The sequence below is a fragment of the Kitasatospora atroaurantiaca genome (assembly GCF_007828955.1).
Taxonomy (GTDB): Bacteria; Actinomycetota; Actinomycetes; order Streptomycetales; family Streptomycetaceae; genus Kitasatospora; species Kitasatospora atroaurantiaca.
This window is the reverse complement of sequence record NZ_VIVR01000001.1, coordinates 6,684,989-6,708,318: the sequence shown is the minus strand read 5'-3', so window position 1 is coordinate 6,708,318 and position 23,330 is coordinate 6,684,989. Positions and strand designations below refer to the sequence as shown.

Genomic DNA, 23,330 nt, shown 5'->3' with positions numbered 1-23,330 from the left:
GAAAACATTACCCCATCCGGATGGGTGCTCCGAACACCCTCCCGCCGGTTCAGCTCAGCTGCCAGGGCAGGGTGAGTCCGTACCGCGAGAGGTACCAGCCGCCCAGGCCGGCGATCACCAGGAGACCCACCACGGTGAGGATGATGTTGCGGCGGCGCACCCGGGGGTCCATGGCGCGCTGGGCTGCCTCGGAGACCTTGCGGCGGGTCCAGCGCAGCACCAGCTGGGCCCAGACGAACTCGGTCGCCCAGATGCCCATGCCCAGGAAGATGACCACCCACCCCGGCCCCGGCAGCGGCAGCAGCACCACACCCAGCGCGACCACCGCGAGCCCCACCAGGAAGACCGCCACCTGCCAGCTCAGGTGCAGCGCCGGGTGCCGCCTGATGAAGTGCGGGGCCCGGGAGCCGAGCCCCTTGTGACCCGTCTCGTCCGGGTCAGGATTGTCGTTTCGTACAGCCATGCGGCGAAACTACCGGAGTTGCCGCGCGGGCCACGGCCGATCAAGGCGCCGTGGCGATTCTGCAATGCGCCGGAAGGGGTACGACTCTGACCTGAATCCGGACAGACGGGTTTACACCGGGCTTTCAGGTGGGATGGTCCGTTCGCCGACGTGCGATTCCCCGAGCGCACACTGAGCGAAAGGCCCTGGCGCTTATGAACACCACGGTCAGCTGCGAGCTGCACCTGCGCCTCATCGTGTCCAGCGAGTCGTCACTGCCCGTCCCCGCGGGCCTGCGCTACGACACTGCCGACCCGTATGCCGTGCATGCGACGTTCCACACCGGTGCCGACGAGACCGTGGAGTGGGTGTTCGCCCGTGATCTCCTTGCGGAGGGGCTGCACCGACCCACCGGTACCGGCGACGTCCGGGTGTGGCCCTCGCGCAGTCATGGACAGGGTGTGGTCTGCATCGCCCTGAGTTCTCCGGAAGGAGAAGCCCTGCTGGAGGCCCCGGCCCGAGCGCTCGAGTCCTTTCTCAAGCGCACCGACGCCGCCGTGCCGCCCGGCACCGAACATCGTCACTTCGACCTCGACCGGGAGCTGTCCCACATCCTCGCCGAAAGCTGACCGCATCGGCGTGGGGCCGCACCTCATAGCGTCCGTCCTACTCGGGGGCACGGTCGCACAGTCAGCCGCGCACACGCGGCCTCGGGGCCCGTCCCCGGGTGGCTCCCACCGGAGCCGCCCGGCCAACCTCAACGGCAGGGGGCGAAGGCGCCCGGCAGCGGTGCCGGCCACCCGATCGTGGGCGGCCGGCCACGCTGCCGGGCGCCTTCGCCCATTTCTCCCCCTGGCGGACATCCGCCGCGCTGACAGCGGCTCCCGGTAGAGTCGCGGGTGATGACCGACGCGGGAGGCCGAGGCCCCCGCCGCGCGAGGAGCCCTCACGTGCTGATCACCCATGACACCGAGTGCGCGCTGAGCATTCTGGTCGAGCTGCTCAACACCTCGCCCGGAGCCTGCGGCAGCGAACAGCTCCCGGATGTCGCCGCGCTCAGCTCCTTCGTGGTCGGCCAGGAGATCAGCGAGATCGATTCGCTGACGCCGGCCGACCTCGCTGCCGTGCACGCGCTCCGCACCAAGCTGCGCGCGGTGTTCTCCGCCGCCTCCACCGAGGAGGCCGCCGAACTGGTGAACGCGGTGGTGGCCGCCGCCGGCACCACGCCCCGGCTCACCAACCACGACCAGCACGACTGGCACATCCACTACTTCGCGCCGCACGCCGCACTCGGCGACCACCTGGCGGCGGAGCTCGGGATGGCGCTGGCCTTCATCGTGATGGCCGGCGAGCGCGAGCGGCTGCGCCGCTGCGAGGCGCCGGACTGCGCCCGGGTCTTCGTCGACCTCTCCAGGAACCGCTCCCGCCGCTACTGCGACAGCCGCACCTGCGGCAACCGGCTGCACGTCGCCGCGTACCGGGCCAGGCAGCGCTCGGCGGAGGCCGCGGACGCAGCAGAGGCCGTGGGGGCCGCCCGGGCCGTGGATGCCGCAGAGGCCGTGCCGACCGGCTGAGGCCCGCGCAGGTGGAAGACTGGGGGGCATGATCGAAGCTTCCCTCCCCCGCCTCGAGTTCTGGTGCGACCTCCAGTGCCCGGACTGCCGCACCGCCCTGGACGACGTACGGGCGCTGCGCGCGCAGTACGGCGACGCCCTGCCCATCGAGCTGCGGCACTTCCCGCTGGAGAAGCACAAGCATGCGTACGCGGCCGCCGAGGCCGCCGAGGAGGCCTTCGCCCAGGGCAAGGGCTGGGAGTACGTGGAGGCGCTGCTGGCCCGGGTCGAGGAGCTGGACCGGGGCGGGCACAAGCTGCTCATCGCGCTGGCCGGAGAGATCGGGCTGGACGCCGAGGAGGTCGAGCTGGCGCTGATCGACGGCCGGCACATGCTGATCGTGGATGCGGACCAGGCCGAGGGCAAGGCGATCGGCGTCAGCGGCACGCCGACGTACGTGATCGCCGGGCAGCGCCTCGACGGCGGGAAGAGCCAGGACGGGCTGCGCGAGCGGATCATCAAGATCGTCGACGAGCAGCGGTCAGAGCAGTGACTTGCCGAGGACCCGCTGGGTGACGCCGTAGCCGAGCGACTCGTAGAGCCGGATGGCGATGGTGTTGCTGCTGAAGACGTTCAGGCCGAGGTCCTGGACACCCGCCACCAGGCATTCGCGCTCGGCGAGCAGCATCAGGGCGCGGCCGATCCCCCGGCCGCGCTGGGCCGGGGCCACCTCGACGGTCATCACCCAGGCCAGCGGAGCACCGCTCGGCAGGACGCTCTGCTGCAGGGCCACCCACAGACTGCCGAGCGGGGTGCCCTGCGCGTCGTGGATGCGGCGCAGGGCGACGCCGGGGGTGGCGTGGCCCTGCGGCAGCACGTGCACATGGTCGGCGTCCGACTTGGCTCTGGCCTGCGCCTCCGTGAGTCCGGAGGCGCAGAGGTCGTGGAGGTACCCGGCTTTGGCCGCCTCCAGCCAGTCCTCGTAGTCGGCAGCTCCGATCTGACGGACCGTCAGTCCGGTTGGCAGGTCCGGGAGTCGGGTGAGGTGCTTGGCCATGTTGCGCATCCGCTCGGTGTAACCGAGGGCCTCGGCGAGGCCCAGCGCGGCGGTGGCCTCGGCGGGGATGCTGACGTCCACCCTGCTGCAGTCCCACCCGCGCAGGACCTCCTCCGCCGCGAGCGCGCCGACGGTGGCCCGGCCCCGGCGGCGGCCCTCGGCGACCTCCAGTTCGGAGATCTCACCCCACCACTGCGACCCCCGCGGGAGAGCCGTGGTGCGCAGGCCGCCGACCGGGCGGCCGTTCACGCAGATCTGCCAGCGACGGCTGCGGCCGCCGCCGGGCAAGGGCTCCTCGGGACGCTCGGGGCGCAGCGTGGTGGTCATGAGGGCTCCCTTCCCCGTCCGCGGGCGCTTCTACCCGCTCACGGGTCCGGGACGTCTCCTCGCGCTCACGGGTCCAGGTCGTCGCCGCTGCGCTCGGCGAACTGGGCCATCGCCTTGAGTGTGACGGGGCCTGGGGCGGGCAGTTCGCGGTCGTCGACCCGGGCGACGGCCTGGACGTCGCGCAGGGTGGAGGTCAGGAAGATCTCCTCGGCGCCCTGGAGGACGTCGAACGGGAGGTCGGCCTCTTCCGCACCGGTCCAGTCGATGACGAGCTGCCGGGTGATGCCGGCCAGGCAGCCGGAGCTCAGCCGCGGGGTGAGGAGCCGGCCGTCGAGGACGACGAAGACATTGGAGCCGGTGCCCTCGCAGAGCAGGCCGGCAGTGTTCGCGAGGAGGGCCTCGGAGGCGCCCACACGGTGGGCTGCGGCGAGGGCGACGACGTTCTCGGCGTACGAGGTGGTCTTCAGGCCGGCGACGGCGCTGTGCTCGTTGCGGCGCCACGGGACGGTGTGGACGGCCGTGGTGTCGGGGCGCGGGTCGGCGGTGCCGATGGCGACGACGAGGGTGGCGGGGTCGGTGCCGCGCTCGGAACCGAGCGGGGAGATGCCGCCGGTGTACGTGATGCGGATGCGGCCGAGCGGCATCGGGTTGGCGCGCAGGACCTGCTCCACGCCCTCGCGTACCTGGTCGTGGTCCGGGTCGGGCAGGCCGAGGCCGCGGGCGGAGCGGGTGAGGCGGTCCAGGTGGCGGGTGAGCGCGAAGGCGCGGCCGTCCACCGCCTTGACGGTCTCGAACACGCCGTCGCCGACGGTGAGTCCGTGGTCGAGCACGGAGACGGCGGCGGCGCCGCTGTCGACCAGGGAATCGTTGACCCAGATCATTGAACCTTGCTCCTCGGGTGGGGGTCAGTACGTGCCGGAGCCCGACGCTATCGCGACCAGGCGGGCGGCTTTGAGTTCGGTCTCGTCCCACTCGCGGTCGGGATCGGAGCCCCAGGTGATGCCGGCGCCGGTGCCGAATCGCAGGACGGGCTCCGCGCCGGCCCGGTCGATCCAGAACGTCCGGATGCCGACGGCCAGTTCGGCCTCTCCGCGGTCGGCGTCGACCCAGCCGACGGCGCCGCAGTACGGACCGCGGGGGGCGGTCTCCAGCGCCTCGATGATCCGGAGCGCGCTGGACTTGGGCGCGCCGGTCACGGATCCGGGCGGGAAGGTGGCACCGAGGAGCTCGGGCCAGCCGGCGCCGTCGCGCAGGGTGCCCTGGACGGTGGAGACCAGGTGGACCAGGCCCGGGTGCTTCTCGACCACGCAGAGGTCGGGGACGGTGACGCTGCCGGTGGCGCAGACGCGTCCGAGGTCGTTGCGGACCAGGTCGACGATCATCACGTTCTCGGCGTGGTCCTTCTCGAGCAGGTCGTCCTCGGTGCGGCCGGTGCCCTTGATCGGGCCGGAGGAGACGGTCCGGCCGTCGCGTCTCAGATACAGCTCGGGCGAGGCGGTGGCGATCTCGACGCCGTGCTCGGGCAGCCGGATCGTTCCCGCGTACGGCGCGGGGTTGCCGTGGGCGAGCAGGCCGGTGAGGGCGTCGATGTCGGTACGGCCGGGGTCGGGCAGCGGCGCGGACAGCACGCGGCACAGGTTCGCCTGGTAGACCTCGCCGGCGGCGATGTGCTCGCGGATCCGGCGGACACCCCCCGTGTAGGCGTCCCGGTCCAGTGAGCTGTGCCAGCTGCCGGGGTGAGGCCCGAGCCAGCCGTCGGTACGCGGCGGGGCCGGGTCGGGGCGGACCTCGTCGAAGCGCGCGCAGGTGAGCCGGCCCTCGAAGTCGTACGCCACGGCCCAGAAGCCCGAGGAGTCGAGCGCGGAGGGGTCCGAGGTGACCTCGCGCAGCCCGGTCGCGAGGCGGCCGCCGAAGCGGGCTATCGGGGCGGCGGGGGCTGGGTCTGAGGTGCGGCCGGACACGGTTCTCCTGCGCGGACTCGGTGCTGTTCCGCGCGGGTGCGGGCGCGGGGACTGGGGACGGACTCGGTGGCTGAAGTGTAGGTCGGAGGGGGTGCGGGGCGCGGTGCGCGAGCCGCCGGGGGGCTCCGGGCGGGGTGCTCGGGAGGCTGACGGGGCACCACCTACCGGGCATCCCCGCGGCACGCTGCGGGAACGGAATTTGAGCTGGCCCAGGTTTCCGCTAAAGTTCAACACGTCGCCGGGAAACGGAGCCGCAGAAAAGCGGTGAAGGCACCGGGAGACAGGCGGACGTGGCTCAGTTGGTAGAGCATCACCTTGCCAAGGTGAGGGTCGCGAGTTCGAATCTCGTCGTCCGCTCGATGGAGAACAGGGTAAGATCGTTCTTCGAAGTTGCCTGGTGGAGTGGCCGAGAGGCGAGGCAACGGCCTGCAAAGCCGTGTACACGGGTTCAAATCCCGTCTCCACCTCCAAGAGGTGCCCCTGGTTCGCCAGGAGCCCTCCCCGCGCGATTAGCTCAGCGGGAGAGCACTACCTTGACACGGTAGGGGTCACTGGTTCAATCCCAGTATCGCGCACTCGGATCCTTCGGGGTCCGTCGCAGGACCGCCTCACCAGGCGCGATTAGCTCAGCGGGAGAGCACTACCTTGACACGGTAGGGGTCACTGGTTCAATCCCAGTATCGCGCACTCGGGCCCTTCGGGGTCCGTCGCAGGACCGCCTCACCAGGCGCGATTAGCTCAGCGGGAGAGCACTACCTTGACACGGTAGGGGTCACTGGTTCAATCCCAGTATCGCGCACAGTACGTACGAAGGCCGTGATCCGGATCGGGATCACGGCCTTCGGCGTGTCCGGGCAGCCGGCCGGCGAGCGTCCAGGAGTCGAAGACACGGAGGTGCCGGGTACGGAGGCCCTCACCGACTCCCGTACCCGGCACCTTCTGTGTGCCGGGGTGCGTCCGCACCGCCCTCGCCCGTCCGCGACCGTCCTTGACGGTGCTCGGCGCCCCGGCCGACACCGACCCTTCCCCAAGGGTCAGCGCCCGATCAGATCGGCGACCGCCTTGGTCTGCGTCGCCAGCTGCTCCCATCCGCCGAAGAGGGCGATCAGCAGGATCGCTATGGGCAGCGTCATCGCAACGGCCACCGCGGGGTGCCTGGTACCGGCCTCCGGTGCCTGCGTGAAGCTGGGGCGACGGCGTCGAGCGGCTCCGCCGAGCTGCGTGGCCATGATCGAACTCCTGCCCGTTCCTGCTGCTGATGGGGTGTCGGTACTGCAGCGGTGGGCGGTTTACCTCGGGGGACGAGCCGGCCGCCCACCGCTGTGCTCAAAGGTATTCGGGGCCCGGCCGCCGGTCGTCATGCCCGCGTACCGTTCTGCGGGCCTCCCGGAGGATGAGGCCGGGCCGCCGGACCTACTACCGGAGGGGGAGACCGGGTCGAGCGCATCCCCGAGGGAACCCTGAGAGCGACCCCGAAGGGGCGTTCCGTACCTGGTCATCGGGGGCGCGCCGGGGCGGATCGGACAATCCGACCGGTACTGCGGGTGTTGCGTATCAGCACACCGCAGCACGCAGTCCGTAAGCTGTGCCGTACAGGATTCTGACGATGCCCCAACCGACGGGGCCTCACCCCACGGGCTGACGGGAATACAGGGATGGCGATGATGCGGCTGAGGCGTGAGGACCCCCGCATCGTCGGCCCCTACCGGCTGCACCGGCGGCTGGGCGCCGGCGGGATGGGCGTGGTCTACCTCGGCTCGGACCGCAGGGGGCAGCGCGTCGCGCTCAAGCTGATCCGCGCCGAGCTGGCCGAGGACGCCGAGTTCCGTACCCGGTTCGCCCGGGAGATCTCCGCCGCCTCCAAGATCCGGGGCGGCTGCACCGCTCGCGTGGTGGGCTCCGACATCGAGGCCGACCGGCCGTGGCTGGCCACCGCCTACGTTCCCGGGCCCTCGCTCTACAAGCGGGTCGGCGAGGAGGGCCCGCTGCCCTGGCCGGAGGCGGCCCGGATCGGCGCCGCGCTGGCGGACGGGCTGGTCAAGGTGCACGAGGCCGGGGTCGTCCACCGCGACCTGAAGCCGTCCAACATCCTGCTCTCCCCCAAGGGTCCGCGGATCATCGACTTCGGCATCGCCTGGTCCCGAGGGGCCAGCACCCTCACGCACGTCGGTACAGCGGTCGGCTCGCCCGGCTTCCTCGCGCCCGAGCAGGTACGCGGCGCGGCCGTGACGCCCGCGACGGACGTCTTCGCCTTCGGGGCGACGCTGGCCTACGCGCTGACCGGGGACTCGCCCTTCGGCTCCGGGGCGTCCTCCGAGGTGATGCTGTACCGGGTGGTGCACGAGGAGCCCGATCTTTCCGCCGTCCCACCGCCGTTGGCGCCGCTGGTGCGGGCCTGCCTGGCCAAGGAGCCGATGGAGCGGCCCGGCGCGGCCGCGCTGCACGAGCGGCTCACCGAGCTTGCGGCGCGCGGTGCCGCGCTCGGCGGCGCCCGGTCTCGGGCTGGCGCCGGTGCGCCGCCGCAGGCCTCGCCTCAGCACGCGGACGCGCAGCGGGCCGGGGCACAGCGGGCCGGAGCGCCGCACGTACCGCCGCGGCGGCCGCACGGGCAGGCGGCGACGGCTCCGATGCCGCGGCCGGAGGCCGGTGCACCGGTGCGGGAGCGGCAGCAGACACCGGCGCCGGGGCGTCCGGCCGGGCCGAGGGATCGTCAGCACACGCCCGTGCCCGGACGGCCGTCGGGGGCGCGCAGGCGGCTGCTGCGGCAGCGGGTGGTCGTCTTCGTCACCGTCACTGTCGGCGTCGCGCTGGCCATCGCCGCTGCTCAGGGCTGTGAGAACCGCAGCAACCAGGGGCGTGGGGCGGGCGCTTCACCCTCGCCGTCCGCTTCGCTCGGCGGGGTCTCCGTCGACGGCGCGCAGCAGTCCGCTGCCCCGTTCGCGGCCGTCGCGCACGGCACCGCCGACGCCGGGCTCGGGCCCGCCGTGGGCGCGGTGCCGAGCGTCGACTGGCCGAACCGTACCTACTCCGACCCGGCCGGCGGGCCGGCGATCCGCCTGCGGGACGGGCACTCCACGGCCGAGGGCGCCCAGATCGCGCTCAGCACCGTGCTGCCGGCTCGCTACCGCGATGCCCCGGCCGCGCTGGTGGTGCTGCGGCGGGCGGAGGGCGCGGTGCTGGTGGACCTCGTGGAACTGTTCGGCTTCAGCGGGGACACGCCCGTCCTGCTGGCGTCCCGTGCCTCGGTCGCCGACCCGCAGGCCGCGGCGGCCTGGCGGATCGAGAACGGTGCGCTGATCCGCGAGGAGCGCGTCTCGCAGACCGGCGCGGGCTCGTCCACCCGCTACACCGTCCGGGGCGACGGCAGCATGGAGGAGTCCTGGCCGGGCGCCGGGATCTCGGGCGGTACGGGCGGCTGAGCCGCCCTCCAGGTCACAGCTGACGTGCCTGCGCCACCATCGACCGCGCGATCAGCAGGCAGGTCGCCACCGCGATACCGACCAGCACCAGCATCCACGGCCAGGCGCCGCCGAAACCCAGCAGTGCCGCGTCCCGCAGGCAGCGGATCCCGTACGTCACCGGGTCGGCCCAGGAGAGCCACCGCAGCACGGGTGCCATCTGCTCCGCCGGGTAGAAGGACGGGCTGGCGAAGAGCAGCACCGGCGCCAGCACGTTGATGGTGACGGTGAAGCGCTGGAAGTCCTCGAACAGCGTGGCCAGCAGCAGGTAGAGGCCGTTGAAGGCCACCGAGGCGACGAGCGTCCCGCACAGCAGGGCGGCCCAGTGACCGATCGGCCAGCGGAAGTCGAACACCGCCAGCGCCACTCCGAGTGCCGCCAGCGTCTGCACCAGCACCAGGGCGGTGGTGACCATCAGTTTGCCCGCCACGTAGCTGCTGCGCCGGAGCGGATGCGACCACATCTCGACATCCATCCGCCCCAGCCTCTCCTGGAAGAGCGAGGTGCCCGAGGTGGTCGCGGCGGCGAGCATCGACGAGAGCAGCAGGGCGGGGACGGTGAACTCGGCGTAGCCGATCCGCCGGCCCTGGTACCCCACCTCGCCGACCAGGTTGGCCAGCGAGGTGGCGAACAGCAGCAGGTAGACCGCGCTCGGGGTGATCGCGAGCAACAGGTTGGTCCGGTTCCGGGTGAGCAGGCAGTACTCCCGGTACATGGTGGCGACCGCGTCGCTCGGCAGGGCGAGACGTCGGCTCGGTGGCGCCTGCGGTGTACCGGTGTGGCGATCGGTGGCAGCTTCAGTGGTCATCGCGGCACCCCACGAGTTCGAGGAAGGCGTCCTCCAGTGACGGAGCGCGGTACTCCAGGGTCGCCTCGCCGACGCCGTGCTCCTGCGCGTCGGCGAGGGCTGCGGGCAGCAACTCCCGTACCCGGGCGCCGCTCACCTCCAGCAGCCGGTCGCCGGCGGTCACCCGGAGCCCCGGCCGGTCCAGCAGCTTCGCCAACCGGTCGGTGTCCTGCGGGTCGGCCGGTCGTACGAGGGCGACATGGCGCCCGAAACGCTCGGCGAGGTCCTGCGGGGTCCCGTGCTCCACCAGCCGGCCCTGGTCGACGATCAGGACCCGCCGACAGTTGCGTTCCAACTCCTCGACGTAGTGGCTGGTCCAGAGCACCGTGGTGCCGTGCTGCCGCCGAAGGTCGTCCAGGAGTGCCCACACCTGGCGCCGGCCGCTGACGTCCAGGCCCGCGGAGGGCTCGTCGAGCAGGAGGAGACGGGGATTTCCGAGCAAAGCACGGATGACCTGGAGCCGCCGCATCTCGCCGCCGGAGAGCGTGAAGACGAGCTGGGACACGGCGGCGCGGAGCTCGAAGGCGTCGAGCAGGTCGTCCACGCCGGCCCGGACGTCCTGCCAGCGCAGGCCTTTGAAGGCGACGGCGATCCGCAGGTTGTCCAGGGCGGACAGCATCATGTCGAAGGGCGCCGACTGATGGACGACCCCGATCGCACGCTTGGGCCTGCCACCGTGGGCCGACGGGCTCACGCCGAACACCGAGACGGCGCCCGCACTCGGCACCGCCGCGCCGCAGATCATCTTGGTGAGGGTGGTCTTGCCGGCCCCGTTCGGCCCCAACAGGCCCACGACGGCACCCGGTTCGATCTCGAAGGAGAGGTGGTCCACGGCGTTGCGCTCCATGCCGGGGTACCGCTTGACCAGGGCGTCGGCCCGTACGGCGACGGTCATGAGCACCTCCCGGCCACCGCGGCGGGGGCCGACATCCTGGAGCCGACGACCCGCAGGGCGTCGGCCAGGCCCAGCGCTCGCAGCGGCTCGCCGAGGCGGACGTGGAAGTCGGCCGCCTCCGGTGGCAGGGTCGCCGCCGTGGCGGTGAGCCCCGGCGGACAGCCGAACGTGAAGCCGAGCAGGATGCCCACGTCCCACGAGCCTGCGGCGGCCAGGATCTCGTCCAGAGCCGTGACCGGGAGTGCGGCGTACGGGGAGATCCCGATCAGCAGCTCACCGGCCCTGCGGGTGGGCGCCGAGGCGGGGGTCCGCAGGCGCACGCGTCCGTGGCCGTGGCCAGGTTCCGTCCGGAGCGCGGCGAGGTCAGGACGGCGGGGCGGCAGCGCTCCCCCGAACTCCGGGACCACTCCCAGATAGTCGTCCGGGCTCACCGGAGGATCGAACAGCGGCAGATTGTCGCCCAGTGTCAGCACGCCGGCCCCGGTACGCCCGACGGCTCGGTGCACGATGACCCGGCGGCCGAGCGAGAACGCGACCACGTCTCCGGGCGCCACCGCCTCGAAGGGGCGGGCGACGATGGTGACCACCGTGCCCGGACGAATGGCAGGCAGCATGCTGCTCCCCTGCGCGCGGACCCTGGCCCGACCGGCGGCGGCCAGGGCCGCGCGCAGCAGCTCGGCCTCCGGAGCGCGCTCAGACACCGGACGCTCCCGCGCTCGGCGCCTCTGCCGTCCGCTCGTCCTCGGCGGCGGCGCAGGCGAGCCCCTGAGCCAGCAGCAGGTCCACGAACTCCTGGACGTCGCGCGCGACGACCGCGAGCTGTGCGGGGCTCCGGTCGGTGTGCCGCTGTGCCAGCTCGGCGGTGACCGCCTCGACCGTGCGGCCCTCGGCGATCAGAAGCCAGATCTCGGCGGCAGTGCTGTTGAGAGTGCGGAAGTCACCCGCCTTCGGGTCGTACAGCCGCACCTCGCCGTCGGCGGGGATCCATACGACCTCGGAGTCGATCCGGTAGCTCATCGGTGCTCCTCTTCAGTTGGCGAGCGGCAGCAGGCGGCGGCCGGCGGGCTTCCAGTCCTCGTAGACCGGGTGGACAGAGTCGTCGCGGACCAGGTGGGGGCGGAACATCTCGTCCTGCCTGGTGCTCAGTTCACGGCCGGTCACGCCGTTGGCCTGCCACAGGCTGGAGACCATCGAGTGGCGCAGGATCCGGCACAGGTGGCGGCCGTTGCGGTGCACGTCCCCGGTCTCGGCCATGTGGTACGCCCGGCACCCTCCGCCGCACGCGCCCCGGATGTAGCAGCGGCGGCAGTCCTGGAGGTTGTCGCCGCTGAAGACGCTGTTCCGGCGCATGTCGGCGAGCAGCGGGTGGGCGAAGAGCTCCGTCAGGCGCTGCGTGCGGATGTTCCCCGCCTTGTGGATCTGCTCGGTGACCAGCTTGCACGGGTACACGTCGCCGAGGGAGTTCACGTAGATCTCGTTGCCGCCCATGCCGCAGTTGCCCTTGATCGAGCACGGCTTGCTCGCCCTGGGCCCCTCCGGGAGCAGCTTGTCCGCCATGGGGTGCGTCCAGAAGAACTCCTGGGTGCGCTGGAACTCCGTCCACCCGAAGTCGTAGCCGTCGGTCGCGGCCCGGCCCAGGTCCGAGTGGTACATCAGGCGGACCCGGTTGATCTTGAGGTCGTCGACGAACTCGCAGAGCCGGTCCAGTGCGTCCACGTTGTCGGGGGTCACCACGTGGTTGATCGTGGGGATGACTCCGGCCTGGTTGAGCAGACGCAGGCCGTTGGCGGTGCGCGCGAACGTGCCCTTGCCGCGGGTGCGTTCGTGCAGCTCGGCGGTGCCGCCGTCAACGCTGACCGTCACGAGGGTGAAGATGTCCGCGACCCGCTGCGCGGTCTCAAGCTTCCGGATGGTCGTACCGTTGGTGATCATGTGGACGGCCAAGCCGCGGTCCCGGGCGTGCTGGGCGACCTCGAACAGGTCCCTTCGCAGCATGGGCTCGCCGCCCGTGAAGATCATCTGCTGCACGCCCATGTCCGCGATCTGGTCCACCAGATCGAGGGACTCGGCGGTGTTCAGCTCGCCGGGCAGGGCCTTCTCGGACGACGCATAGCAGTACGGGCATCGGAGGTTGCAGCCGTCGGTGATCGCGTAGTAGACGGTCGTGAGTTGTGGCTCCGGCGCCCGGACCACCGGACGGCGGCCCGGCAGGTAGACGATCCAGTTGAGCACCAGCTTCGCCAGGGTCCGCTCCAGCCCGGCGGTGTCGGCCCAGCTCGGGTCCGGCGCCACCCGGCGGGCCAGCGAGCCGAGCACCCCGGCCTCCGACTCGTTCAACAGACACCAGGCGGCCAGCTCCGGATTGGTGACCAGCCGGTCCTCGTCGTGCCGGAAGTAGACGAGGTCCTCGGGAACGACCAGGTCGTCCCACTGCTCCAGCAGTTTCATCCTCCACCTCACTGATGAAGGGGTGGTGCCCCGGCCGGGGCCCGGGCACCACCCCGGTGTTCAGTACTGACCTTGGTGGTGCGGGAGTTACTTCTGGACGGTGCCGGAGCCGGCGCCTGCGCCACCGGCACAGCCGCAGGCGCAGGCCATGTCGGCGTCGAACTCGGCCGGGAGGATCTCCGGCTTGACCCAGCTGATGCTCTCCATGGTGCTTCCCTTCTGTCGGTGGAACCTGACAGTGCACACCGCCCCGGCACGCCTCGCGCAAAAGTGCACGGAATTCGGGTGCCGGCCGCCTCCGAATACGGAGGCGGGGCACACGCAGGGCAGAAGACCGCTACGCGGTCCGACGGAGTCGAAGCCGAAATTCCGCCCCCTTCGGAGCGACACGTTCATCGGCTCACGAGCAAGCATCCACGGCGACTTGTGAGCATGTCAACAGGGCGGCCAGGACTGGTCTTCCATCTCCAACCAGCCTTCGTACCGTGACATTTGTCATGGTCAACGGGCCTTTCGTCACGCAGGGTCGCCTCGCGGTCCGGGACCCGCAGGGGCACGGCGGAGCTCGTAGAGAGACGCGTTCGCATGTCGTCTTGTATGGGCACATCGATCCCCATCAATGACCGATGAATTCGGACCCGATCAGAATTTCCGGGCACCGTGACGGTCCGTCATGGGGAGAGAGCGGAAAATCAGCCGGCGGTCACCGCGTAGAAGGCGACGGCGGCGGCGGCACCTACGTTGAGCGAGTCGATGCCGTGGGCCATCGGGATGCGGACCCGGCGGTCGGCGGCGGCCAGGGCGCGCTGGGTCAGCCCGTCTCCCTCGGCGCCGAGCATCAGGGCGGCCTTCGGCAGGCGGTGCGGAGCGGCCTGGGCGAGGTCGTCGGCTCCGGCCGGGGTAAGGGCGAGCAGCTGGAAGCCCGCGGCCCGTACGGTCTCCAGGGCGGCCGGCCACGGGTCGAGCCGGGCGTACGGGACGGCGAAGACGGCGCCCATGGAGACCTTGACGGCCCGTCGGTAGAGCGGATCCGCGCAGTCCGGGGAGAGCAGCACCGCGTCCATGCCGAGGGCGGCGGCGCTGCGGAAGATCGCGCCGAGGTTGGTGTGGTCGACCAGGCCTTCCAGGACGGCGACGCGGCGGGCCCCGACGAGCAGGTCGGCCGCCTCCGGGAGGGGCTTGCGCTCCATCGAGGCGAGGGCGCCCCGGTGAACGTGGTAGCCGGTCACGGCCTCGGCGAGGCCGGGCTCGACCACGTGGACGGGGGCGTCGGCGGCCTGGATGACGTCGGACATGACGTCCAGCCACTTGGGGGTCAGCAGCATCGACCGCATCCGGTAGCCCGCCTCGACGGCGCGCCGGATGACCTTCTCGCCCTCGGCGATGAAGAGGCCCTCGGCGGGTTCGCGGCGGCGGCGCAGCTCGACGTCGGTCAGGCCGGTGTAGTCGGCCAGGCGCGGGTCGGCGGGGTCGGTGACGGTGCTGGGTTCGGACACGACTCTGATCTTGCCTGCTCGACGGCCACGGGTCCAAACCCACCGAGGTCGGGAGGCCGGCCTCCCAGGGGCGCGGGGAACTGCGCGACTCGGAAGGGGAACTCCCGCACCGTCCGTACCGAGCGAGGTGCAACGCGCCCGTGTGCCCCGGCTGAAGGTGGGAGCCTTCCGATTCGCGCCGTTCCCCGCGCCCCTGAAGGGCAACCGCCAGCACACTGAGGTCGAGCGGCCAGCCATCGAGGGGCGCGGGGAACTGCGCGAATCAGAAGGCGCTACCTTCAGCCCGGAACCGTGAGCGAGTTGCACCTTGCTCGGTACGGACGGTGCGGGTGGTGCCCTTCCGTCTTCGCGCAGTTCCCCGCGCCCCAGAAAGGCACCCGCCTACGCCAAGATCGGGCGGCCAGCCCCCGCGCCCCTGGTGGTTCGCCGATTGCGTCAGTGGGTGAGGACGTTGACGACGTCGCCGATGACGATGACGGCCGGGGGCTTGATCTGTTCGGCGGTGACGGTGGCGGCCACGGTGGCGAGTGTTGCGTCGATGCGGCGCTGGGCGGCCGTGGTGCCCTCCTGGACGACGGCGACCGGGGTGTCGGCGGATCGGCCGCACTCGACCAGCTTGGCGGCGATCTCGCCGATCTTGTCGACGGCCATCAGCAGCACCAGGGTGCCGCTCATCTGCGCCGCCGCCTCCCAGTTGACCAGCGAGCGTTCGTCGCCCGGGCCGACATGGCCGGAGATGACGGTGAACTCGTGCGTCATGCCCCGGTGCGTGACCGGGATGCCGACGGCCGCCGGGACACTGATCGAGCTGGAGATGCCGGGGACGACGGTGACCGGGATCCCGGCCTCCGCGCAGGCCAGGAGCTCCTCGCCGCCACGACCGAAGACGTACGGGTCGCCGCCCTTGAGGCGGACCACGAACTTGCCGGCCTTGGCATGGTCGATCAGGGTCCGGTTGATCGCCTCCTGGGCCATGAAGCGCCCGTACGGGATCTTGGAGGCGTCGATGACCTCGACGTGCGGGGGCAGCTCGGCGAGCAGCTCGCGCGGGGCCAGCCGGTCGGCGACCACCACGTCGGCGTCGGCGAGCAGGCGGCGGCCGCGCACGGTGATCAGGTCCGGGTCGCCGGGGCCACCGCCGACCAGGGCGACGCCCGCGCCGTGCGAGCGGTACTGACGGGCAGCGAGGGAGCCGTCCCGCAGGCCGTCCACGATGGTGTTGCGCAGGGCGGCGGAGTGACGCGGGTCGCCGGTGAGGACGGCGACGGTGGCGCCGCCGTCGCGGCCGGTGGCCGGGGTCCAGGCGGAGGCTGCCGACGCGTCGTCGCTGCGGGCGCAGAACACCCGCAGGCGCTCGGCCTCGGCGCTGACGGCGGTGTTGACGGCCGGGTCGTCGGTGGCCACCAGGGCGTACCAGGTGTCGGCTAGGTCGCCCTCGGCGTAGCGGCGCTGGTGCCAGGTGATCTCGCCCGCGTCGCCCATGGCGGAGACGGCCGGAGTGGTGGACGGGGATATCAGGTGCACGTCCGCGCCCGAGGCGATCAGCGCGGGCAGCCTCCGCTGGGCGACCTGGCCGCCGCCGACCACGACGACGCGTCGGCCGGCCAGCAGGAGACCGACCGGGTACGGGGTGAGGCCCTCGGTGCTGGGGTGGGGGTTGGGGACGCTCATGCCCAGACCTCGCTTCGCTCGGTCCGCGCTTCGCGCAACGCGCACCTTCTGATGATTCGCTCGCTTCGCTCGCTCATGGGGGGCGGGGCTCCTGGGTGGGGGCGTCGTACGGGTGGACAGCACTCCTCCCGTACCGGCGCGCCCTCGGGCCGGTACGGGAGGAGGGACGGCGTCAGGCCTTCTCGGTGACCCCGGCGGAGTCGAAGGTGGCTACATCGTGCATCGCGCGGGCCGCACTCTGCACCAGCGGGAGGGCCAGCAGTGCGCCGGTACCCTCGCCGAGCCGCAGATCGAGGTCGATCAGCGGACGCAGGCCCAGCTTCGCCAGCGCGGCCTGGTGGCCGGGCTCGGCCGAGCGGTGGCCGGCGATGCAGGCCGCGAGGACCTCGGGGGCGATGGCCTTGGCGACCAGCGCCGCCGAGCCCGCGATGACGCCGTCCAGGATGACCGGCGTGCGCAGCGAGGCCGCGCCGAGCAGGAAGCCGGCGATGGCCGCGTGCTCCAGGCCGCCGACGGCGGACAGTACGCCGATCGGGTCGGCCGGGTCGGGCTGGTGCAGCGCCAGGGCTCGGCGGATCACCTCGACCTTGCGGGCGTGGGTCTCGTCGTCGATGCCGGTGCCGCGGCCGGTGACCTCGGCCGGGTCGGTACCGGTGAAGACGGAGATCAGCGCGGCGGAGGCGGTGGTGTTGGCGATGCCCATGTCGCCGGTGATCAGCACCTTGTTGCCGGCGGCGACCAGGTCGCGGGCGGTCTCGATGCCGACCTCGATGGCCTTGACCGCCTCGTCGCGGCTCATCGCCGGACCCTGGGTCATGTCATCGGTGCCGGGCTTGACCTTGCGGGGCAGCAGACCGGTGGTGCGGCCCTGCTGGATGGCCTCCGGCAGCTCGCTCGCGACGCCGACGTCCACCACGCAGACCTCGGCGCCGACCTGGGCCGCGAAGGAGTTGACCACCGCTCCCCCGGCCAGGAAGTTGGCCACCATCTGCGCGGTGACCTCCTGCGGCCACGGGGTGACGCCCTGGGCGTGCACGCCGTGGTCCCCGGCGAAGATCGCCACGCAGCCCGGCTCCGGGATCGGCGGCGGGCACTTGCGGCTCAGGCCGCTCAGCTGCGCCGCGATGATCTCCAGCATGCCGAGCGAGCCGGCGGGCTTGGTCATCCGCTTCTGACGGTCCCAGGCCTCGCCGAGCGCCTTGGCGTCCAGCGGGCGGATGCCGCGCAGGGTGTCGGCGAGCAGGCTGTGCGGCTCCTCGCCGGGCAGGGCGCGGTTGCCGTACTGCTCCTCGTGGACGACCCAGGAGAGCGGGCGCTTCTTGGCCCAGCCCTGCTGCTGCAGCTCGGGCTCGTCGGGGAAGGAGTCCACGTACCCGACGCACAGGTACGCGACCACGTCCAGGTGCTCGGGCAGGCCGAGCTCGCGGACCATCTCCTCCTCGTCGAAGAAGCTGACCCAGCCGACGCCCAGGCCCTCGGCACGGGCGGCCAGCCAGAGGTTCTCGACGGCGAGGGCGGCCGAGTACGGGGCCATCTGCGGCTGGGTGTGCCGGCCGAGGGTGTGCCGGCCGCCACGGGTGCGGTCGGCGGTGACCACGATGTTCACCGGGGTCTCGAGGATGGCCTCGATCTTGATTTCCTTGAACTGCTTCGCCCGGCCCTTGGGCAGCGAGTCGGCGTACGCGTCGCGCTGACGCTCCGCCAGCTCGTGCATCTTGCGGCGGGTCTTGGCCGAGCGGATGACCACGAAGTCCCAGGGCTGGGAGTAGCCGACGCTGGGGGCGGTGTGGGCCGCCTCCAGGACGCGGATCAGCACCTCGTGCGGGATCGGGTCCGGGCGGAAGCCGTTGCGGATGTCGCGGCGCTCGCGGATCACCTGGTGGACGGCTTCGCGGCCGGCCTCGTCGTAGCCGGGGGCGGCCGGGGCGCGCTCGGGCTCCGTCTCCACCGACTCCGTGTCAGAGGGCGCGGAGACCTCAGCGGGCTCGGCGGGCTGGACGGGCTCGGGCTGCTCCGGGATCTCCACGACGGGAGCCGGGGCCTCCACGGTCTCGGCCACGACGGTCTCCGGGGCCTCCACGACCTCCGGGGTCACCGGGGCTTCCTGCACGGTGGCCTCCGGGACGGGCTGCGGCTCGACGAGCACGGCCTGCGGCTCGGGCTGGGGGATCTCCTCGGGCTGAGGCGGACCGACCGGGAGACCGGACGGCATGTCACCCGTGCCGACCGCCGTCTCCGGGACGGCCTCGACGACGTCGACCGCGACTCCGCCGGAGGCCTCCAGCGGCTGCTGCCCCTCGACGGTCGGCAGCCCGTGCGGGCCGGGGGCGGCCAGGAACGCGGAGATCCGGCGGGGATGGCTCGGGGCGGCGGCCTGCATGGGGATCGCCGGCTGCGGCACCTCCACGGGAGCCTCAGGGGCCTCGGCAACCGGGACCTCCACGGCGGCCACCTCGACCACCGGCACCTCGACGACCTCCACGGCCTGCACCTCGACCACCGGCACCTCGAAGATCGGGGCCTCGGCGGCCGGGACCTCCACCGGAGCCACCTCGGCGGGCGGGGTCTCCACCACCGGGGTCTCCACCACCGGGAGCTCGACGGCGGGCGTCTCCACCGGAGCCGCCTCCGCGACCGGCAGTTCAACAGCCACCGGCACCTCGGCGACCGGCGCAGCGGCGAACTCCACCGGCGCCGCCTGGGCCTCGGCCACCAGTGCCACCGGCGCCGGCGGCACCTCGACGGGCAGCGGCTGGACCGGCACCGCCACCGGCGGCTCGGCCTGCAGCTGCGGAGCAACGATCGGCACACCGTGCGCGGGCGTGCCGCCCTGCGGCACCGGCTGCCCGGACGGCCCACGGTCGGCCAGCGAGCGGACGGGGACGTGCCCGGTCATCAGCGACGGGTCCGGGATCGGCGGGCCGGCGTGCAGCGGACGCCTCGGGGGCTGAGGGGCCGTCATGGGCGCAGCCTGGGCCACCGGTGCCGCCACGGGCTGCTCGACGATCTCCTGCACAACCGGTTCTGCACCGGGCGCGGCCACCTCCTGCACGGTCGGAACCTGCGCGGACGGAGCCTGCATGACCGGGGCCTGCTCGGCTGCCACCACGGGCGGCGTCAGCGGCGGCCAGGACGGCTCCACCGGCGTACCGGCAGCAGCGGCCTCCTCCACCGGCGGCGCCAGTTCCTCGACCGTACGCAGCGCCATGGTGTCCACCACCTGCGCGGGAGCAGCCGGAGCAGCATGTGCAGCCGCAGCGGGCGTCTCGACGACCAGCACCGTCTCGACGGGCCCGTGCGCGACGGCCTCGCCCCAGGAGCCCTGCGGGCCGGGCATCAGCAGCACGTCTTCCTCGTCCTCGAGCTGGTCCGGCTGGTCGAGGAAGGTGAACCCGGGGCGCTGCTCCTGAGCCCAGCCCTCCGCACCCGCCGAGGAAACCCCCGGGATCCCGGTACCGGGCACCGCAACACCCGGCACCGCGACGCCCGGTCCCGAAACGCCTGGCACGGCGACACCCGGTACGGCGACGCCCTCCGGCCGGCCGAGCGGGTCGACCCCGCCGAGCAGGTGCTCCGGCAGTCCCTCACTGGGGACGTGGCCGCCATCGGTCATGTCAAAGCTCCTTCCAGGCCGCTTTCGCGCCCTTGGCGACGCGATCACCGACCGCAGCGCCCAACTCCGCTCGGGGCGGGCCGCGCTCCGGCCCGTCCGTCCACCTACTGGCGGCCGCCACGCTCCCACGCGGCGGCCATCCTCACCGGCGCGCGCTGTGCCACCCCCGGCTGCACGCCACCCGCCGGGGTGGCACACCATCAGAAACAACGACAACCCGGGGCAACCGGCACGACCGCACCGGACCCTACGGCATTCTTCCGGCCCGACGCGCGCCGCGTCGAATGCCCGCACTCCGTACCGATGTGGGTTGCACCACGTCAAAAAGGTGACAAACGTACCGAAGAGGGCATGTTCCACCGATTGCCGAGCGCAGCCAGGACGACGCCACATTACCGGCCGGGACTGACAGCCTCTCGAATCGGCGTCCGGATGCGACGGGGATCACCGTGCCGCCCCGGACTTCGGACGGCATACGAACCGTCAGGACTCCTGCTCACCCCAGAGCACCAGGCTCTGCTCCCCCGGGCCGAAGGAGAGCCCGGCCGCCGCGCCCCGGCCCGCACCGAGCGGTGCGGACTGCAGCAGTGCACCGTCCACCCGGTAGCCCGCCGTCGCGATGGCCTCCCTGATCTCCTCCGCCTCGGCGAGGGTGTGACCCACCGCGACAAGGCGCTCGGGACGGCGCGCGAGGACGGCCCGCACCACCTCGGCGCCGCCGGACTCCACCACGACGGAGTCCGGTTCGGGCAGCCCGCCCAGCACCTCGGGGCCGACCCCGTGGACGGCCTCCACCTCTACTCCGTACCTGCGCGAGTTCACCGCGATCTGCGCACAGGCCGCACGGTCGGCCTCGACGGCGACCACGGCCGCGCCGAAGCGCGCGATCTCCACGGCGAGCGCGCCGCTGCCGGCGCCCACCGCCCAGACCAGGTCGCCCGGGACGGGCCCGAGCCGTGCGAGCGCCAGCGCACGGACGTGCGGGGGCAGCGCATGGCCGCCTCCGTCCAGCGCCGGCGCGGCGCGCTCCGCGCCCGCGTACGCCGCCTCGGGGAGCGCCCAGCCGCGGTCGGGGCCGGGGAAGCCGACCGGGCGGCCGGCCAGCCAGCCGGCCGCCTCGCCGACGGTGTGGTTCTGGCTGGCCCCGCCGATCACCAGGACCACGGCCGGGTCACGCCAGACGTGGTCCGGCACCCGCTCGGAGGTCAGGACGGTGACGTCCTCCTCCGGGGTGCCGAGTGCCTCGCAGACCACGAAGGTGCGGTGGACGTCCCGGAGCATCAGGGCCAGCTCGCTGGGGCCCGCGTCGGCGCTGGTGAGCACCGCGACCTTGGGGTGGGCCCGGCAGACGTTGGCCGCCCGGCGGAGCCGGCCGCCGTGCGTGCTGACCACCTGGGCGTCCTCCCAGGGCATACCGGCCCGGGCGAAGGCGGCGGCCACCGAGGAGACGGCGGGCAGCACCTCGAGTTCGAGCCCGTACTCGGGGCGGCGCAGCGTACGGACGACTCCGAAGAACCCCGGGTCCCCCTCGGCCACCACGACAGCCGCGCCGCGGTGCTCGGCGATCCGACGGGCCGCCAGCTGGACGTTGCCCAGGGCGAGCCGCTCGGCGCCCGCCGGGACGGGCAGGGCGGCCAGTTGGTACGGCGCTCCCGCGACCAGCGTGGCCCCGGCGAGCGCTGCGCTGGCAGCCTCGGTCAGCGGCGTACCGTCCCACCCGATGACCGTGATCCGGTCCGCCATCTGCGGCTGCTCTCCCTCGCCTGTTCGGTCCCGCCCACGGGCTGTCCGCCCGTCCAGGAGCAGAGGCTACCCGGAACCGTCGACCGGGCGCGGCAAACTCGCACACCTGTCCGCAGCGGTCAGTCGCGCAGCACGTACCGCTGCTCGGCCCAGTCGTCGTCCTGCACGACCTCCACGTCCTCGGGGAGAAGGCTCCAGAGAATGAGGTCGCTCCGGCTGTCCGCACCACTCGGGTCCCAGTCGCCGCCGCGCACTATCCAGGCGCTGCGGAGCACTCCCTCGCTGATGCAGCCGATCTTCTGGGCGACCTGCTGGGCGGCGGTGTTGCCGGCCGCGGTCCGCAGCTCCAGCCGGAGGAAGCCCCGGTCCTCGAAGAGCCACTGGGCGACGCCGAGGACGGCCTCGGGGGCGTAGCCCTCGCCACGGGCCCAGGACGCGGTGATGTAACTGACCTCGGTGGAGAGCAGCCGCCAGTCGGTGCCGCGCAGCTCGACCACCCCGACCACCCGCTGGGTGAGGTGCTCGGTGACGGCGAAAACGATTCCTCGCCCCTCCGCACGGCGGGCCGGGGCGAGGGTACGGGCCCACTCGAGGGCGTGCGCCTCGGTGAAGGGCTGCGGGATGGCCGTCCAGGCGTGCACCAGCTCGTCGGCCATCATCGCGACCAGGCTGGGGGCGTCGCCGTCCTCAAGGGGTCGCAGCAGCAGCCTGTCGGTGCTGATGGCGGTCTCGGGGAAGCTCGCTGCCATGCCGTCTCTCCTCGCCGGGTCGTGGACACACCGTACGCCCCGCCCTTCCTCGGGCGTGTCAGGGTACCGGCAATCCGGCGACGGCTCGTCAGATCGGCTGCCGACAGGCCGTCCCACCTGCATACTGCCCGACCGGGCCCCCGACGAGGTGCATCGGGGGCCCGGAGAGCGAGGGTGGTCAGAAGGAGGGGATGACCGAGCCCTGGAAGGTGTCGTTGATGTACTTCTTGACCTCGTCGGAGTGGAGCAGCTGGGCGAGCTTCTGAACGCGCGGGTCGTTCTCCTTGCCCTTCTTGACGGCGAGGATGTTGGCGTACGGGTTGTCCGCGGCCCTCTCCAGCAGGATGGCGTCGGTGGCGGGCTTGAGGCCGGAGTCGAGCGCGTAGTTGCCGTTGATGACGGCGGCGTCGAGGTCGGCCAGGGAGCGGGGCAGCTGGGCCGCGTCCAGCTCCTTCCACTTGAGGTGCTTCGGGTTGCCGGTCACGTCGGCCGGGGTCGCGGCGGTGCCGACACCGGACTTCAGCGTGATGACGTTGTTGTCGGCGAGCAGCTTGAGGGCGCGGCCCTCGTTGGTGGCGTCGTTGGGGATGCCGACGGTGGCGCCGTCCGCGAGCTCGCCGGCGCTCTTGACCTTCTTGGAGTACAGGCCGAGGGGCTCCAGGTGGACCGTCTCGACGGAGACGATGCTGGTGCCGTGCTTCTTGTTGAAGTCCTCGAGGTACGGGACGTGCTGGAAGTAGTTGGCGTCCGCCGAACCGTCCTGGACGGCCGTGTTGGGGGTCACGTAGTCGGTGACCACCTTGACGTCGAGCTTGAGCCCGGCCTTGTCGGCCAGGTTCTTCTTGACGTAGTCCAGGATCTGCGCGTGCGGGGTCGGGCTCGCGATGACGGTGAGCGCCTTGTCCGCGTTGGCGGAGGATCCGGCCGAGGAGGAGGAGCTGCTGCTGCAGGCCGCCACGGACAGGGCGAGGCCGGCGGTGGCGAGGACGCTGGTGAACTTCAGGACGTTGCGCACGAAAAGTGCCTTTCTCCATGGAACGGACGGCCGGTCGGACGGTTTCCGGGTCCGG

Annotated in this window: 20 protein-coding genes, 5 tRNA genes and 1 pseudogene; 9 read left to right on the top strand and 17 right to left on the bottom strand. The window is 72.3% G+C overall.

The annotated features are described in order from the left end of the window. Positions 1-49 precede the first annotated feature (49 nt). A complete protein-coding gene (locus tag FB465_RS30150) occupies positions 50-463 on the bottom strand; it encodes a TIGR02611 family protein (protein ID WP_145795630.1) in 414 nt (137 codons plus the stop codon). 194 nt (positions 464-657) lie between these two features. Between FB465_RS30150 and FB465_RS30145 the strand changes: the two genes are divergently transcribed. The 3 genes from FB465_RS30145 (at position 658) to FB465_RS30135 (ending at position 2,548) form a co-directional block, all read left to right on the top strand. Further along, the gene (locus FB465_RS30145; RefSeq protein ID WP_030056266.1) at positions 658-1,071 is read left to right on the top strand and encodes an SsgA family sporulation/cell division regulator; all 414 of its coding nucleotides are present in this window, start codon (positions 658-660) and stop codon (positions 1,069-1,071) included. A gap of 321 nt (positions 1,072-1,392) precedes the next feature. Next, positions 1,393-2,016 carry a CGNR zinc finger domain-containing protein gene (locus FB465_RS30140; protein WP_145795628.1) on the top strand — a complete coding sequence of 208 codons (624 nt, stop codon included), beginning with the start codon at positions 1,393-1,395 and terminating at the stop codon, positions 2,014-2,016. Positions 2,017-2,044: 28 nt separating this feature from the next. Then, positions 2,045-2,548: a DsbA family protein gene (locus FB465_RS30135; RefSeq protein ID WP_211785887.1), complete on the top strand. Its 504-nt coding sequence runs from the start codon at positions 2,045-2,047 to the stop codon at positions 2,546-2,548. Here FB465_RS30135 and FB465_RS30130 read toward each other — a convergent pair. From FB465_RS30130 to FB465_RS30120, 3 genes are all read right to left on the bottom strand, one after another. Continuing rightward, positions 2,537-3,379, bottom strand: coding sequence for a GNAT family N-acetyltransferase (locus FB465_RS30130; RefSeq protein WP_145795624.1), 843 nt, complete (start codon positions 3,377-3,379; stop codon positions 2,537-2,539). The two genes, FB465_RS30135 and FB465_RS30130, sit on opposite strands and share 12 nt — an antisense overlap. A 65-nt stretch (positions 3,380-3,444) precedes the next feature. Continuing rightward, positions 3,445-4,260, bottom strand: coding sequence for an aminotransferase class IV (locus tag FB465_RS30125; RefSeq protein ID WP_145795622.1), 816 nt, complete (start codon positions 4,258-4,260; stop codon positions 3,445-3,447). Positions 4,261-4,284: 24 nt separating this feature from the next. Then, a complete protein-coding gene (locus FB465_RS30120) occupies positions 4,285-5,340 on the bottom strand; it encodes a chorismate-binding protein (protein WP_170290722.1) in 1,056 nt (351 codons plus the stop codon). Positions 5,341-5,624: 284 nt separating this feature from the next. Between FB465_RS30120 and FB465_RS30115 the strand changes: the two genes are divergently transcribed. The 5 genes from FB465_RS30115 (at position 5,625) to FB465_RS30095 (ending at position 6,139) form a co-directional block, all read left to right on the top strand. Next, positions 5,625-5,697, top strand: a tRNA-Gly gene (locus tag FB465_RS30115). A 39-nt stretch (positions 5,698-5,736) separates the two neighbouring features. Then, positions 5,737-5,810, top strand: a tRNA-Cys gene (locus FB465_RS30110). A gap of 33 nt (positions 5,811-5,843) precedes the next feature. After that, a tRNA-Val gene (locus FB465_RS30105) sits at positions 5,844-5,915 on the top strand. Between the two features lie 40 nt (positions 5,916-5,955). Further along, positions 5,956-6,027 (top strand) — tRNA-Val (locus tag FB465_RS30100). A 40-nt stretch (positions 6,028-6,067) separates the two neighbouring features. After that, positions 6,068-6,139 (top strand) — tRNA-Val (locus tag FB465_RS30095). A gap of 235 nt (positions 6,140-6,374) precedes the next feature. Here FB465_RS30095 and FB465_RS30090 read toward each other — a convergent pair. Continuing rightward, positions 6,375-6,569, bottom strand: a complete 195-nt coding sequence (locus FB465_RS30090) for a hypothetical protein (RefSeq protein WP_145795618.1) — start codon at positions 6,567-6,569, stop codon at positions 6,375-6,377. A 426-nt stretch (positions 6,570-6,995) separates the two neighbouring features. Here FB465_RS30090 and FB465_RS30085 point away from each other — a divergent pair. Then, positions 6,996-8,246: pseudogene (locus tag FB465_RS30085) on the top strand (serine/threonine-protein kinase); the annotation flags it as partial. Positions 8,247-8,772: 526 nt separating this feature from the next. Here the strand turns inward: FB465_RS30085 and FB465_RS30080 are convergent. The 12 genes from FB465_RS30080 to FB465_RS30030 all read right to left on the bottom strand — a co-directional run bounded on the left by FB465_RS30080 (position 8,773) and on the right by FB465_RS30030 (position 23,275). Further along, complete coding sequence (locus FB465_RS30080; protein WP_145795616.1) at positions 8,773-9,606, bottom strand: ABC transporter permease; 834 nt, start codon at positions 9,604-9,606, stop codon at positions 8,773-8,775. Then, the gene (locus tag FB465_RS30075; protein WP_145795615.1) at positions 9,596-10,540 is read right to left on the bottom strand and encodes an ABC transporter ATP-binding protein; all 945 of its coding nucleotides are present in this window, start codon (positions 10,538-10,540) and stop codon (positions 9,596-9,598) included. Before FB465_RS30075 ends, FB465_RS30080 begins: the two co-directional genes overlap by 11 nt. After that, a complete protein-coding gene (locus FB465_RS30070; RefSeq protein ID WP_145795613.1) occupies positions 10,537-11,241 on the bottom strand; it encodes a S24/S26 family peptidase in 705 nt (234 codons plus the stop codon). The genes FB465_RS30075 and FB465_RS30070 overlap by 4 nt, the downstream gene beginning before the upstream one ends. After that, positions 11,234-11,557 carry a PqqD family protein gene (locus FB465_RS30065; RefSeq protein ID WP_145795611.1) on the bottom strand — a complete coding sequence of 108 codons (324 nt, stop codon included), beginning with the start codon at positions 11,555-11,557 and terminating at the stop codon, positions 11,234-11,236. The genes FB465_RS30070 and FB465_RS30065 overlap by 8 nt, the downstream gene beginning before the upstream one ends. 12 nt (positions 11,558-11,569) lie before the next feature. Continuing rightward, positions 11,570-12,988 (bottom strand): StsB family radical SAM/SPASM domain sactipeptide maturase, encoded by a 1,419-nt coding sequence (stsB, locus tag FB465_RS30060; protein WP_145795609.1) that lies wholly within the window; start codon positions 12,986-12,988, stop codon positions 11,570-11,572. Positions 12,989-13,075: 87 nt separating this feature from the next. Next, complete coding sequence (gene stsA, locus FB465_RS37765) at positions 13,076-13,195, bottom strand: StsA family sactipeptide RiPP (RefSeq protein ID WP_342791858.1); 120 nt, start codon at positions 13,193-13,195, stop codon at positions 13,076-13,078. Positions 13,196-13,680: 485 nt separating this feature from the next. Continuing rightward, a complete protein-coding gene (locus tag FB465_RS30055; RefSeq protein WP_145795608.1) occupies positions 13,681-14,484 on the bottom strand; it encodes a TrmH family RNA methyltransferase in 804 nt (267 codons plus the stop codon). A gap of 435 nt (positions 14,485-14,919) precedes the next feature. Continuing rightward, entirely contained in the window at positions 14,920-16,155 is a 1,236-nt protein-coding gene (cobA, locus tag FB465_RS30050; protein WP_145795606.1) for a uroporphyrinogen-III C-methyltransferase, read from the bottom strand. A 172-nt stretch (positions 16,156-16,327) separates the two neighbouring features. Beyond that, complete coding sequence (gene cobT, locus FB465_RS30045) at positions 16,328-19,768, bottom strand: nicotinate-nucleotide--dimethylbenzimidazole phosphoribosyltransferase (protein ID WP_145795604.1); 3,441 nt, start codon at positions 19,766-19,768, stop codon at positions 16,328-16,330. 483 nt (positions 19,769-20,251) lie between these two features. Then, a complete protein-coding gene (gene cbiE / locus FB465_RS30040; protein WP_145795602.1) occupies positions 20,252-21,511 on the bottom strand; it encodes a precorrin-6y C5,15-methyltransferase (decarboxylating) subunit CbiE in 1,260 nt (419 codons plus the stop codon). A 119-nt stretch (positions 21,512-21,630) separates the two neighbouring features. Then, entirely contained in the window at positions 21,631-22,260 is a 630-nt protein-coding gene (locus FB465_RS30035; RefSeq protein ID WP_145795600.1) for a GNAT family N-acetyltransferase, read from the bottom strand. 178 nt (positions 22,261-22,438) lie between these two features. Next, a complete protein-coding gene (locus tag FB465_RS30030; RefSeq protein WP_145795598.1) occupies positions 22,439-23,275 on the bottom strand; it encodes a MetQ/NlpA family ABC transporter substrate-binding protein in 837 nt (278 codons plus the stop codon). Positions 23,276-23,330 lie beyond the last annotated feature (55 nt).